This window comes from Streptomyces sp. CA-146814 (assembly GCF_050942385.1).
In the GTDB taxonomy this organism is placed as follows: Bacteria; Actinomycetota; Actinomycetes; order Streptomycetales; family Streptomycetaceae; genus Streptomyces.
Window position 1 is genome coordinate 3,755,907 of record NZ_CP192068.1, and the last position, 12,805, is coordinate 3,768,711.

The following is a 12,805-nucleotide window of genomic DNA, read 5'->3' on the forward strand; positions in this document are numbered from 1 at the left end:
GCTGTGACCCGGCACCGATCCGGTGCCGGGTCACAGCCGCCAACCCCTCACGGTCACTTCCGGTTGTAGAGCCGCATCGTCACGGATCCGAAGACCACCATGATCACTCCGGCCCATCCCAGCGACCAGGCCAGCTCGGAGACCGGCCAGTTGCCCGCCATCAACTCGCGTACCGCCGTGGCCAGGTGGGTGATGGGGCTGTTGTTCACGAAGGCCTGCAGCCAGCCCGGCATCGTCTGCGGGTCGACGAAGACGTTGCTGAGGAAGGTGAGCGGGAAGATCACCATCATGCTGACGCCCATCACGGACTTCTCCGTCCGCAGCAGCAGCCCGAACATGGTCCAGATCCACGAGAAGGCGAACGCGAAGACCAGCAGCAGGGCCACCCCGGCCAGCATCCCGATCACTCCGCCGTCCGGACGGAAGCCGATGATCATGCCGACGGTGAGCATCACCACCGAGGCCAGCACATAGCGCAGGACGTCCCCGAGCAGATAGCCGACCATCGGCGCGGGCCGCCAGATCGGCAGCGTACGGAACCGGTCGAAGACGCCCTTGGTGATGTCGGTGTTGACCGAGACGCCCGTGTACATCGTGATCATCACGACGCTCATCACCAGGATGCCGGGCAGCAGGAACTGGATGTACTCCTGCGTGGAGCCGGCCAGCGCGCCCCCGAAGAGGTACGTGTACATCAGGACGAGCATGATCGGGAAGGCCGTCACATCGAAGAGCTGCTCCGGCACATGCTTGATCTTCAGCATGGCGCGCCAGCCGAAGGTGAGGGAGGCCGAGAGCGCGCTAGGCCTCGGCGGCCGGTCCAGGCCGACCAGGAGGGCCGAGAGGCGCTCCTGGTCCGGCGCGGCGAGCTCGACGTCTTCCAGCTCCGTCTTGGTGGTCGCGGTGCTCATGCCGCCACTCCCTTCTTGTCCGTGAGGGCGAGGAAGACCTCGTCGAGGCTGGGCTGTCCCAGCGAGAAGTTGTCGACCGTGATGCCGGACCGGGCCAGCTCGGCCAGGGCCCGGGCCGCCTGCTCCGCCGCGCCCCGGTCGGAGCCGTGCGCGTCGATCCGGGCGGTCAGCGCCACCGGGTCCGCGTCCAGCTGGACCGTGGCGTCGAGCGCCAGCGACAGCACCCGCTCGGCCTCGGGACGCTGGGCGGCGTCGCGCAGCCGCAGGTGGACGGTGCCGGAGCCGACGGAGGCCTTGAGCTCGCCCTTGGTGCCCTCGGCGATCACCCGGCCGTGGTCGATCACGGCGATCCGGGAGGCCAGCTGGTCGGCCTCGTCCAGATACTGCGTGGTCAGCAGGACCGTGGTGCCGTGCGCGACGACGGCGCGCACGATGTCCCAGACCTGGTTGCGGCTGCGCGGGTCGAGTCCGGTGGTCGGCTCGTCCAGGAAGAGCAGGTCCGGGGTGTTGAGGATGGACGCGGCGATGTCGATGCGGCGCCGCATGCCTCCCGAGTAGTTCTTCACCTGCTTGCCGGCGGCCTCGGTCAGCCCGAACCCTTCGAGCAGCTGGGCCGCCCGGTCGCGGGCCGCGGGCTTGGAGTGGCCGAGGAGGCGGGCGAGCAGGATCAGGTTCTCGCTGCCGGTCAGGTCTTCGTCGACCGAGGCGTACTGCCCGGTGAGACTGACCCGGCTGCGGACCGCGTCGGCTTCCTTCACCACGTCCTTGCCGAACACCCGGGCCGATCCGCCGTCCGGGCGCAGCAGCGTCGCGAGCATCCGTACGGTGGTGGTCTTCCCGGCGCCGTTGGGTCCGAGGACCCCGTAGACGGTGCCGGTCGGGACGGCGAGGTCGACGCCGTCCACCGCGCGGTTCTCACCGAAGACCTTCACCAGCCCCGTGGTCTCGATGGCCAGTTCAGTACTCATGAATCCATTCCTTGTGCGTCGTCGTCGAAGTTCGGGGTGGGGGTGGGGGTGGTGTCAGGAGACGTAGGGGCGGACCGCCCGTGCCTCGCGCAGGGCCCGGCCCCACCAGCCGAGCTGGCCGAGCATCAGCCCCACCGCCCGGTCCCGCGCGCAGGCTCCGGCGCGGTCCTCCAGCGGTGTGCGGAGGAAGTCGAGGGCGACCCCGTTGCGCAGGGTCACCGTGTGCAGCTCCGTGAAGACCGAGCGCAGCTGCTCCACCGCGTACAGTCCGGTGGAGCCGTGGCCGTAGCTCACGAAGCCGACCGGCTTGGTCTGCCACTCCTCGTACGCGAAGTCGATGGCCTGCTTGAGGGAGGCCGGGAAGGAGCGGTTGTACTCCGGGGTGACCACGACGAAGGCCTCGGCCTTCCCGATCGCACCGGCGAACTCCGTCATCTGCTCCGTCGCCCGCTCCGGGTAGTGCACGGGGAAGTCGAACTCCGCGAGGTCCAGCACGACGAGGTCGAGCTCGCCCCGTACCCGAGCCCGCTCCACGAACCAGCGGCCCACCGCGTCGCCGATGCGCCCTTCGCGCGTACTGCCGATGATCACCGCGACCCGCAGCGGGTCGCCGCCGTCACCGTCACCGGTCTCCTCGGCCTGCCCGCCGGTCCTGCCGTCGTCCGACATCGCGTCTTCCTCCTCCCGCTCCCTCTCCGGCTTCCTCACCCCTGGGGCGCCAGATGTGGCGGCGCGGCCGCCAGATGCGATCTGGCGGCCGCGCCCCCGGTCGGTGTCCACGGCTGGAACGGACCTGGCGGGAGGCGCCGGCGGTCAGGGCTCCCGCGAGTAGAAGAGATAGAACGTGGCCAGGAAGACGCCCACACCGACCACCAGCCCCAGCACGGCCGACCGCAGCACGCTGGTATCCGTGAGGCTGACCAGGAAGCCGACCGCGCAGGCGGTGGAAGCGCCGTACGCGAGCGCGCGCGGTCCGTGCGGAAGCGTCCGCTGGATCCGGCCCAGCGCGAAGCAGAGGGCCGCCACCGCCGCACCGGCAACGAGGCCCAGGACGACCTGCCCGCCGGTGCTGGGTCCGCCGTCGCGGCGGATGAACGCGGCGTAGAACCCGTAGATGATGCCGAGCGCCAGCGGCACCGCCACGGCGTACGGAGTGAGACTGCGGGGCCGCGCGTGGGCGCGGGCCCCCTTCCGGCCGGGCACGGCTGCGTGTGTGGCCATCGCGGACAGCTCCTTCCCTCGCCCCCGTCGCACGCCCCCGTTCCTCCAGAGCACACCCGCCCACGCGGCCCGGCAACTCGAACGGCGTACGGCCCTGAGCGGTCCGGCTCCGTACGGGATTCCCTGGAGGGGTGCGGACCTCTCCTTCGGCGACTTCGGCGAACCCGGCGAACCCGGCGGCCTCCAGGGACGCGGGGATCTCGACGGTCTCGGCGGCCCTCTCGGCCGTCCTGATCGTCCTGCTCGCCGTCCTGGTGCCGTTCAGCGCGCTCTCCGCCTGGGTCGACCTGGAGATCGACGACACCGACCGTTACGTCGCCGCCGTCTCGCCGCTCTCCTCCGACCCGGCGGTACAGAGCACCGTCACGGACCTGATCACCGACGAGGCGATGCGGCAGATCGACCTCGGCCCGCTCCAGGACACGGTCCGGGACCTCCTGCGCGAGACCGTACGGTCCTTCACCACCACCGAGGCCTTCGCCAACGCCTGGGACACCGCGAACCGCACCGCCCACCAGGCCGTAACCGCCGCGCTGGACGGCGACAGCGGCGAGGCGGTCACCATCGACCTGGGCCCGGTGATCGGGCAGGTCAAGCAGGATCTGGTGAACCAGGGCGTGCCGTTCGCGGACCAGATCCCGGTCCAGCGGACGGAGATCACGGTGATCGGCGCGGACCGCGCGGACAGCCTCAGGGACTCGTTCCACTGGCTGCGCTACTGCAGCATCTGGCCGGCCATCGCCACGCTGGTCCTGCTGGTGCTGGTGGTGGGCATAGCGACGGTACGAGGAGGGCTCCGGGCCGCCCTGACCGCGACGGCGGCCGTCGGCGCCGGCTTCGTCCTCGGAGCGATCGTGCTGCGGATCCTGATGGCGGTCGGCCGGAGCCGGGCGCTGGACGAGGTGCCGGGCAGCGACCGGGACGCGGCGGCCGCGGTGGTCGACGCCCTCACCGCCTCGCTGCGGACCACGGTGTGGGTCGTGCTGGTGGCCGGTGCGGTCCTGCTGGTGGGAGCGGTGGTGGCCCGGGTACTGCTGGGACGCCGGAGGGCCAGGCAGGCGTGACCCCGGCGTGACCCCGGCGTCCCGACGTTTCACGTGAAACACCCGTACGGACGTTTCACGTGAAACAACGGGACAGAACCCGCACGAGGGACCGCCGGTCGGCTCAGAGCTCCGGCGGGCGTCCCTGGAGCCGGTCCATCTCGCGGCGGTCGCGCTTGGTCGGGCGGCCCGCGCCCCGGTCCCGTACCGGAACCTGGATCGCGAGCTCGCGCGGCGGCGGAGGCGGGCTGTTGTCGACGAAGCACTCGGTGGCCACCGGCGGGCCGACCCGCTTCTTCACGATCTTCGAGACGGTGACCACCCGGTCCCGCCCGGCGTGCCGGAGACGCACCTCGTCGCCCACCCGGACGGCCTGAGCGGGCTTGGCCCGCTCGCCGCCGACCTTCACATGCCCGGCCCGGCAGGCGGCGGCCGCCTGAGCACGGGTCTTCGTCAGCCGGACCGACCAGATCCACACGTCGACCCGGACGCTTCCCTCCGCCTGCGGCACGTCACCGGAAACCATGCGTCGACTCTAGTGGCCTTTCGTCCGGGAGCGTCAGGGACCGAAGTCAGGGACCGAAGTCGCCGATCACCTCCGCCATGTCGTAGCTGTACAGCTCCCGCTTGCACCCGGGGCAGGAGGAGCTGGGAGCGTGCTCGCTCAGCGACCACAGCTGCGGCGCGAAGCCGTCGCCGCGCCCGTGGGCCAGGTAGAGGTCCTCGGGGCCGTACGAGGACTGGAGGAGCTTGGCGTTGCCGACGAGTTGCGTGGCGCCGTCGACCGTCCTCGGGGTGGCCTGGAGCAGGCGGCCGTTGCTGTAGGCGTTGGAGCGGTGGAAGTACCACGTGCCCTCGTAGCGCAGGGCTCCCTGGATCTTGTGCCACCGCGTCTCACCGTTGAACGTGCCGTCGGTCGGCAGGCCGAAGGCGGCGTCGGCGGAGGCGGCGGTGCCCTCCTTGCCCTCGACGGCGGCGGTGATCGCGGACATCGGATACGTACCGACGCGTCCGTTGCTGGTGCCGCCGTTGTTCTTGTTGCAGTACTCGCCGAGGATCAGGTGGTCGGTGCCCGTCCGGTCCAGGGAGAGGAACGAGGCCTTCGGGCGGCCGGTGGCGTAGCACTGGTTCCCGGCGGTGGTGCCGCCGTTCTTGGCAGTGGTGAACTTCAGCGTGGCGATCTGCGGCATGACGTACCGGTAGCCGAAGGAGTACCAGACGTTGTTCTGCCGCCCGATCCGCTTCTTGTCCTTGACGTCGCTCTCCAGGCCGTCCGGCGTCGGGTCGTTCCGGTCGGCGTCGTTGTCCGGGTTGAGGTCCATGATCTTGCGGAGGTCGAAGACCCGCATGCCGTTGGCGGTGTCGGCGACGTAGAGGTAGTTGCCGTACCAGACCATGCCGCCCGCGTGGATGCCGTTCTGCGCCTTGCAGGACGGCGTCACGGTGCCGGTGCACTTTCCTTCGCTCGCGTGGAGCGCGTCGAAGGAGATGTTGTTCTTGGAGTTCACGTACGGCCAGGCCAGCAGGACATGGCGGTACTTCTGGGTGGCCTGGTTGAAGAAGCTGACCCGGACGCCCTTCTCGTTGCAGGCGTCGGACACGGAGGGCTTGACGCAGTTGTCACGGCCCGACGCCTGGTCGCTGCGGCCCGGGTTCTCGGCGTCGTACGAGGCCACCGCGATCGGCTCGGAGTTCGACGTCCCCCAGTCCTCGTCCTCCTGGGCATCGGAGACGCCGGTGATGGCCTGCGGGACCCACTCGCTGGAGGCGAGGTCGTCGCCGTCCGAGCAGACCCGGTGGTCGACCGCCAGATCGGGGCCGTAGATGGAGGTCTTTCCGCAGGCGTCCTCCCAGCCCGAGGGCCGGTTGGCCTGCTCCATCAGCTCGGTGAGCCCCTGCTTGGGGAGGGCGGCGTCCAGTCTGCCGACGAGCCCGGAGAGGTCGCTGCCCGCGGCGAGCCTGAAGTCGGCGGCGCGGCCCGGGACCGGTGCGGCCCGCGTCCCGGGAGCCCGGCCCTCGGGCACACCGCCGGGGCCGACGAGGTCGTCCTGCTCGCCCTCGTGCTCGTCGTCGAACCCGTCGTCCGGCATGTCGTCGGGCGGGGCCGGATCATCGGCGGCGGCCCGCGCCGCGGTCCCGGCCGGTGCGGCGGCGGCGCCGGACGCCGGTACGAGGCCGGTCAGCAGCGCACCCGCCGCCAGGCCACAGGCCGCGAGGTGGATCGTGCGGGAGCGGAGTCCCATGCGGTCCTTCCGGGTCGACGTGGACGCGTGCGGAGTCGACGTGGACGCGTGCGGGGCTGAGGCGCTGGGGCATCGGCGCCGCCGCTGCACACATCAGCCGCACCGGCCGCTCACCGTAGGCATCCGGTGACGTTGCCCAGGAGCGCTTTCGACGGATGCACATCAGGCCCGCACCGGATGGGCACAGGCCTGATGGTCGGTCAGCCCCTTCGGAAAGGCGGGGCAGTCGGGGCGGCCCCGGGGAGGACGGGGCGGGCGGGGTCACACGCCGATGTCGCGTCCGTCCTTGCGCCAGACCGCGACGACCGAGGGGCGGACGATCTTGCCGGGTCCGTCGGGCCAGGTGCTCGCCGGCTTCTCGACCGAGGCGCCGTCGACCTCGCCCGGGTGCTGGACGGCGACCAGGACGCGGCGGTCCTGGATGACCGGGCCGCAGGTCTCCGCACCGGCCGGGACGGTCAGGAACTGCTTCAGCTCACCGCGCCGGTCACCGTGGGTCGCGACGCCGAAGAGGCCGTCGTGCGAGCCGAGCTGGTTGCCGTCCGTGGAGATCCACAGGTTGCCGTGGTCGTCGAACGCCACGTTGTCCGGGCAGGAGATGGGGCTGACGCGGTCCTTGGGGAAGCCGGCGAAGTACGTCGACGGGTCGTTCGGGTCGCCCGCGACGAGGAAGAGCCGCCAGGCGAACCCGTCGCTCGTCGGGTCGTCCCAGTTCTCCGCCAGCTCCAGGATCTGCCCGTGCTTGTTGGCGTTGCGCGGGTTGGCCTCGTCCGCCGGGGCCTTGCCCTCCTTGCCGCGGTCGGTGTTGTTGGTGAGCACCACGTAGACCCGGCCGGTGCGCGGCGAGGGCTCGACGTCCTCGGGCCGGTCCATCTTGGTGGCGCCGACCTTGTCACCGGCCAGCCGCGTGTAGACGTACACCTCGTCGGCGGTCATACCGGGCACGTGCGAGGTGGTGCCGGTGGCCAGCGGGATCCAGACACCGCTGCCGTCGAACTCGCCGTCGTTCGGGAGCTTTCCACTGCCGTCGATCTCGGCGGCCGGGGAGTCGCCGGTCAACTTCGCGACGTACAGCGTGCCCTCGTCCAGCAGCGTCAGGTTGTGCTCGCGGGCGGCGCGCGAGGTGCCCTTCTTCATCCGCTTGCTGGAGACGAACTTGTAGAGGTAGTCGAACCGCTCGTCGTCGCCCATGTAGACGACCGGGCGGCCGTCGGTCGTCAGCCGGGGCTCGGCCGCCTCGTGCTTGAACCGGCCCAGCGCGGTCCGCTTGCGCGGGGTGGAGTCGGGGTCGTACGGGTCGAGTTCGACGACCCAGCCGAAGCGGTTGGCCTCGTTGGGCTCATGCGCCAGGTCGAACCGCCGGTCGAACCGCTCCCACTTGCGCTCGGTGGCGCCGGTGGAGATCCCGTACCGCTTGTGCATGGCGGTGGTGCCGTTGGCGAAGTACTGGTTGAAGTTCTCCTCGCCGTGCAGCGTGGTGCCCCACGGAGTCGTGCCGCCCGCGCAGTTGTTGAGCGTGCCGAGCACCCTGCTGCCGGTGCGGTCGGCGGACGTACGGAGCAGATCGCTGCCCGCGGCCGGTCCGGTGACCCGGAATTCACTCGTGGCGGTGAGCCGGCGGTTCAGCGGGTGACGGCTGACCGCACCCAGCTTTCCGGTGCGGTTCTCCTCCTGGACGACGACCACGGAGAGTCCGTGCGCGGCCCAGGCGATCTCCACCTGCTCGCGCGTGGGGTTGGCCGGATCGTAACCGCGGAACATGAGGTTCTCGTCCGTGTACTCGTGGTTGGCGACCAGGACCTGACGGCCGCGCTCACCACGGAGCGGGAGAAGGGAGAGGAAGTCGTTGTTGTAACCGAACTGGCCCGCCTGCGCCTTGGCGGTCTGCTTCTCCGGGTTGAAGGCGGGCGCCCCGCGCAGGATCGGCTCGCCCCAGCGGATCACCACGTTCTGGCCATAGCCGTCGGGGACGGTGACCTTGTCGTTCTTGTTGGGCGCGACCGGCGAGAACCGCAGGCCACGGGCGCCGGACGGGGCCGGTTTGTGGGGCGGGACCGGTTTGTGGCCGTGGCCGGCGAGCTCGACGGCCTCCGCCTGCGGGGCGCCCGGGCCGGTCAGCGCGGCCGTACCGGCAGCGGCGGCGACCGTCACGACGGCGGCTGCGCGCATCATCGAGCGGCGGGAGACGGCACGGGCGATGATGTCGCCGGCGTACTCGTTGTCGCTGGTGTTCGGGACCTCCTGGAAGCAGGCGTCCCCGCAGCGGTAGCGGCAGGTCAGCGCGGAACGCCCGCCCGGGTGGGAGCTGTGGGAGCTGATGAGCGGCAGCAGATTACGCACGTGGATTCCCTCCGTCGGTGTGTCGTGCGTGACGGTAGGGGCGGCCCCACGCGGTCCGTGGGACTCCCGGTGAACGACGGGTGAAGTCCGGGACACCGCTGTTCCCTTGACCGCGTACGGGAACACCGCGCCGGACACCGCCTCGGACTCGGTCCGGGATCGGTTTCGGCTCGGTTGGCACAGGGGTGGGCCGGACCGGCGAACGGCCGGATCCGGCCGCTAACCTTACGTATCCGTCCTGGCCAGGGTTGAAATCACCCAGGTCGGACATTCCCCGCACCCAACTCATGCGAAAGGCCTCGCCCATGGGCATTCGGAGCTTGCTGCGTAAGGTGTTCGGCCGCACGGAGCAGGACGAGCCGACCACGGCCACCGTCCCGCCCCAGGCCGAGCGCACCCCGTCCACGGAGCCGGAGGCCGCTTCGGCGGATACCGCTTCACCGGCCGGTCCTGAGGTGTCCGGGCCGAAGGCGTCGGAGCCCAAGGCCTCGATCCCGGCGCCCTCTTCGCCCGTTGCGGAGACCACCGACGGTGACGCCGGTGCGGCGGACCTGGTGGCCGCGGCCTTCGACAAGGCGGCCACGCCGAAGCCGACGCCTTCGCCTTCCTCCGCCGCCTCGCCGACGGTCCCGGCGCAGGGGACGGGACCGGACGCGGAGCCGGTTGCGGAGGCTGCGGCGGAGCCGGTTGCGGAGCCGGTCGTTGAGCCGACGGCGGAGGCTGCTGCTGGGGCCGTCGTCGAGCCTGTGGCCGAGCCGAAGGCGGAGGCGGTCGCGGAGCCGGTTGCTGAGCCGGTCGTTGAGCCGACGGCGGAGACCGCTGCTGAGCCGGTCGCGGAGACCGTCGCCGAGCCGGTTGCCGAGCCGAAGGTGGGGCCGGTTGCCGAGCCCGCCGCTGAGGCTGCCGCCGAGCCGAAGACGGAGGCCGTCCCCGAGCCCGTCGTCGAGCCGGTCACGGTGGAGGAGCCCGCCGCCGAAGCGGCCGAGCCCGTCGTCGAGCCCGTCGAGGCCGAGGAGCCCGTACCCGCCGCGCTGCCGGACCCGATCACGATCGACCTCGACCTCGATCTCACCCCGGAGCCGTCCGAGGAGCCGACCCCCGCGCCCGCACCAGTAGCGGAAGCCGCGCCGGAAGCCGAGCCGGAAGCGGAAGCCGAGCCGGCCCGTGCGACCGAGGCCGAGCCCGCCGCCCCCGCCGCCACCCCGGAGGCAACCCCCGAGCCCGCAGCCGAGGAAACCCCCGCAGCGGCAACGACGGAACCGGAAGCCGCCCCGAAGGCCCCCACCCAGGTCAACGAAGCAGCAGCCGAGCCCTCCACGGCAACCGCAGCGCCCATCGGGACCCCCAAGGCAACCCCCGCCCCCAAGCCCGCCACCCCCCTCGCCCGCGTCACCTCGCGCGCGCCCCAGCTCGTCGCCCCGTACAAGGCGGCGCAGGCGGCGCTCAAGGCTCACGGGCTGACCGGGCTGCGCGCCCGCGTCTACCTGGTGCTCGACCGCTCCGGCTCCATGCGGCCGTTCTACAGGGACGGCAGCGCCCAGCATCTCGGCGACCGCGCCGTCGCGCTCGCCGCCCACCTGGACGCCGACGCCACCGTGCCCGTCGTCTTCTTCTCGACCGACATCGACGGCACCGGCACGATCGAGCTGGCCGCCCACGAGGGCCGCGTCGACCAGCTGAACGCCGGTCTCGGCCGCCTCGGCCGGACGAACTACCACCGCGCGATCGAGGAGATCGTGGCGCACCACGAGAAGGCGCAGGACGACAGCCCCGCTCTGGTGATCTTCCAGACGGACGGCCCGCCGGACGCCAAGCAGCTCGCCCGCCAGGCGCTGGCGGACGCGGCGCGGCTGCCGCTGTTCTTCCAGTTCGTCGGGTTCGGCGAGCAGGACGGGAAGGGCTTCGACTTCCTGCGGAAGCTGGGCGCGCCCAACGCCGCCTTCTTCCACGCCGGTCCGGCCCCGCGCGAGATCGCGGACGCCGAGCTCTACCGCGAGATCCTCGCCGGGCTCCCGGCCTGGCTCGCGGCGCGCGAAGAGCGCTCCGAGGGCTGAGCGACGGGCTGGTCGACGGGCTGATCGACCGGCAGCCGTACGGTCACGGCGAGACCGCCGCCCTCCGGGCCCGGTAGCGCCGTGACCGTGCCGCCGTGGGCCACCGCGATCGACCGCACGATCGACAGCCCGAGCCCGGACCCCGGCCCCATCCGGTCGCGGCCCTCGCCCCGCCGGAACGGCTCGAAGAACCCCGCGATGTCGGCCTCGGAGACCACCGGCCCGGTGTTACGCACCACCAGGGCGCCGTCACCGGTCAGCGAGACGTCCACCGAACCGCCCGGCACGTTGTACGTGACCGCGTTGGCGAGCAGGTTCGACACCAGCTGGGACAGCAGCATCCGGTTGCCGCGCACCGGACAGGCCGCCACCTGGACGCTCACCGGAGGACGGCCTTCCGCCCCGGGCCGCCGGGCCGTCTCCTCCGCCACCACCCGGTCGAACCGGACGTCCTCGCGCTCGTCGGCGGCCAGCCCCCGTTCGCTGCGGGCCAGCACGAGCAGCCCCTCGATGAGCCGCTCGCTGCGCCGGTTGGTGTCCAGGAGCGTCTGGCGGGTGCGTACGAGGTCGTCGGGCGTCGGGTCGTCCAGGCCGATCTGGATCGCCGCGCGCTGGGTGGCGAGCGGGGTCCGCAGCTCGTGCGAGGCGTTGGCGATGAACCGGCGCTGGCTGTCGAACGCCTTCTCCAGCCGGGCCAGCAGCGCGTCCAGCGTCTCGCCCAGCTCCTTCAGCTCGTCGTCGGGCCCGCTGGAGGCGATCCGCTCGTGCAGCGTCCGCTCCGAGAGCCGGCGGGCCTTCGCCGTCATCGCGTGCACGGGCCGGAGCACCCGTCCGGCGATCCACCAGCCGACGCCGACCGCGCCCGCCGTCATCACCAGGAGCGCGGCGATCGACCAGTACATGTGCTGCTTGCTCGCCGCGTCGCTGACGTGGTCGGTGAGTTCGTACGCGGTGGGCGCGCCGAGCGAGCTGGGGGCGATGAACGGGCCGTTGACGGTGTACCCGGGCGGCACGACCACGGCGGCGGAGGCGATGGCGCGCGCCTCGGAGTCCGTACCGGCGCGGGAGGCCACGTTGACGGTGGCGAGCAGCGCCGTGCCGAGAACGAGGAAGACCCCGCCGTACACGAGGGCGATGCGCGTCCTGATCGTCGAGTGGGGCAGCGACGACGCCTCCACCAGCCGCCGCAACCGGAACCGACCCGGGCCCCTCACAGGGCGTACCCGACGCCTTGGACGGTGCGGATCAGCGCGGGCTCGCCGAGCTTGGCGCGGAGTTTGCTCATGCAGACGCGTACGGCGCCGGTGAACGGATCGGCGTTGGCGTCCCAGGCCCGCTCCAGCAGCTCCTCGGCGCTGACCGTGCCGCCGTCCGCCTCCAGGAGCAGCTGCAGCACGGTGAACTCCTTCGGTGAGAGGTCCAGATCCCGCCCGTCTCGGAGTGCGGAGCGCCGTACGGCGTCGAGCCGGATGCCGTGCCGCTCCAGCTGGGGCGGTACGGGTCTGGCGCTGCGGCGGCGCAGGGCGCGGACCCGGGAGACCAGCTCCGGGAACTCGAACGGTTTGCTGACGTAATCGTCGGCGCCGAGGTCGAGCCCGGCGACCCGGTCCTCCATGGTGCCGGAGGCGGTCAGCATGAGGATCCGGGTGCGGGAACCGGAGGCGACCAGCCGGCGGGCCACGTCGTCGCCGTGGACGCGCGGGAGGTCGCGGTCGAGGACGACGACGTCGTAGTCGTGCAGCCCGAGGTAGGCGAGGGCCGCGTCCCCGCTGTAGACGGTGTCGACCGCGAAGCCGGCCCGGCGCAGCCCGGTCGCGACCAGTTCCGCGAGGATCTCCTCGTCCTCGGCGACCAGTACCCGCATGGTGATGTCCCCTGCCTCGTGCACGCTTGTCCGCTCCCTCCCAGGATGCGACTTTCCTGGGGGAACCATTACGGGAAGGGATGTTTCGCAAAGCTCTCCACCGGAGGGCGCCGCTCCGCCTGCGCGCACAGCCCCGTTTATCGATGTGAGTGGATCTTCAA

At 71.7% G+C, this 12,805-nt stretch carries 11 protein-coding genes; 2 read left to right on the forward strand and 9 right to left on the reverse strand.

Translation table 11 applies throughout. The features are described from left to right. Nucleotides 1–53: 53 nt before the first annotated feature. The 4 genes from ACQP09_RS16590 to ACQP09_RS16605 all read right to left on the reverse strand — a co-directional run bounded on the left by ACQP09_RS16590 (nt 54) and on the right by ACQP09_RS16605 (nt 3,100). On the reverse strand, nt 54–911 hold the full coding sequence (locus ACQP09_RS16590; protein ID WP_433400235.1) for an ABC transporter permease: 858 nt from the start codon (nt 909–911) through the stop codon (nt 54–56). Beyond that, on the reverse strand, nt 908–1,879 hold the full coding sequence (locus ACQP09_RS16595) for an ATP-binding cassette domain-containing protein (protein ID WP_404061563.1): 972 nt from the start codon (nt 1,877–1,879) through the stop codon (nt 908–910). Before ACQP09_RS16595 ends, ACQP09_RS16590 begins: the two co-directional genes overlap by 4 nt. A 54-nt stretch (nt 1,880–1,933) precedes the next feature. After that, complete coding sequence (locus ACQP09_RS16600) at nt 1,934–2,548, reverse strand: NADPH-dependent FMN reductase (protein ID WP_433400239.1); 615 nt, start codon at nt 2,546–2,548, stop codon at nt 1,934–1,936. Between the two features lie 144 nt (nt 2,549–2,692). Beyond that, a complete protein-coding gene (locus tag ACQP09_RS16605) occupies nt 2,693–3,100 on the reverse strand; it encodes a hypothetical protein (protein WP_432151203.1) in 408 nt (135 codons plus the stop codon). A gap of 131 nt (nt 3,101–3,231) precedes the next feature. Here ACQP09_RS16605 and ACQP09_RS16610 point away from each other — a divergent pair, with 131 nt between their 5' ends. Beyond that, entirely contained in the window at nt 3,232–4,164 is a 933-nt protein-coding gene (locus tag ACQP09_RS16610; RefSeq protein ID WP_433400242.1) for a hypothetical protein, read from the forward strand. Nucleotides 4,165–4,267: 103 nt separating this feature from the next. Here the strand turns inward: ACQP09_RS16610 and ACQP09_RS16615 are convergent, their stop codons facing one another. From ACQP09_RS16615 to ACQP09_RS16625, 3 genes are all read right to left on the reverse strand, one after another. Continuing rightward, nucleotides 4,268–4,669 (reverse strand): RNA-binding S4 domain-containing protein, encoded by a 402-nt coding sequence (locus ACQP09_RS16615; protein ID WP_432151205.1) that lies wholly within the window; start codon nt 4,667–4,669, stop codon nt 4,268–4,270. 46 nt (nt 4,670–4,715) lie between these two features. Next, nucleotides 4,716–6,386: a hypothetical protein gene (locus ACQP09_RS16620; protein WP_433400245.1), complete on the reverse strand. Its 1,671-nt coding sequence runs from the start codon at nt 6,384–6,386 to the stop codon at nt 4,716–4,718. A gap of 261 nt (nt 6,387–6,647) precedes the next feature. Then, nucleotides 6,648–8,726 (reverse strand): PhoX family protein, encoded by a 2,079-nt coding sequence (locus tag ACQP09_RS16625; protein ID WP_433400248.1) that lies wholly within the window; start codon nt 8,724–8,726, stop codon nt 6,648–6,650. Nucleotides 8,727–9,031: 305 nt separating this feature from the next. On the opposite strand from ACQP09_RS16625, the gene ACQP09_RS16630 reads away from it, so the two are divergent. Beyond that, nucleotides 9,032–10,780: a VWA domain-containing protein gene (locus ACQP09_RS16630; RefSeq protein ID WP_433400251.1), complete on the forward strand. Its 1,749-nt coding sequence runs from the start codon at nt 9,032–9,034 to the stop codon at nt 10,778–10,780. Here ACQP09_RS16630 and ACQP09_RS16635 read toward each other — a convergent pair. Then, a complete protein-coding gene (locus ACQP09_RS16635; RefSeq protein ID WP_433400253.1) occupies nt 10,714–11,994 on the reverse strand; it encodes a sensor histidine kinase in 1,281 nt (426 codons plus the stop codon). The genes ACQP09_RS16630 and ACQP09_RS16635 overlap by 67 nt on opposite strands. Continuing rightward, complete coding sequence (locus ACQP09_RS16640) at nt 11,991–12,644, reverse strand: response regulator transcription factor (protein WP_433406626.1); 654 nt, start codon at nt 12,642–12,644, stop codon at nt 11,991–11,993. Before ACQP09_RS16640 ends, ACQP09_RS16635 begins: the two co-directional genes overlap by 4 nt. Between the last annotated feature and the right edge of the window lie 161 nt (nt 12,645–12,805).

Coding starts and splice junctions, on each gene's coding strand:
- ACQP09_RS16590 (WP_433400235.1), bottom strand. CDS start 911: ATGAGCACCGCGACCACCAAGACGGAGCTGGAAGACGTCGAGCTCGCC.
- ACQP09_RS16595 (WP_404061563.1), bottom strand. CDS start 1,879: ATGAGTACTGAACTGGCCATCGAGACCACGGGGCTGGTGAAGGTCTTC.
- ACQP09_RS16600 (WP_433400239.1), bottom strand. CDS start 2,548: ATGTCGGACGACGGCAGGACCGGCGGGCAGGCCGAGGAGACCGGTGAC.
- ACQP09_RS16605 (WP_432151203.1), bottom strand. CDS start 3,100: ATGGCCACACACGCAGCCGTGCCCGGCCGGAAGGGGGCCCGCGCCCAC.
- ACQP09_RS16615 (WP_432151205.1), bottom strand. CDS start 4,669: ATGGTTTCCGGTGACGTGCCGCAGGCGGAGGGAAGCGTCCGGGTCGAC.
- ACQP09_RS16620 (WP_433400245.1), bottom strand. CDS start 6,386: ATGGGACTCCGCTCCCGCACGATCCACCTCGCGGCCTGTGGCCTGGCG.
- ACQP09_RS16630 (WP_433400251.1), top strand. CDS start 9,032: ATGGGCATTCGGAGCTTGCTGCGTAAGGTGTTCGGCCGCACGGAGCAG.
- ACQP09_RS16640 (WP_433406626.1), bottom strand. CDS start 12,644: ATGCGGGTACTGGTCGCCGAGGACGAGGAGATCCTCGCGGAACTGGTC.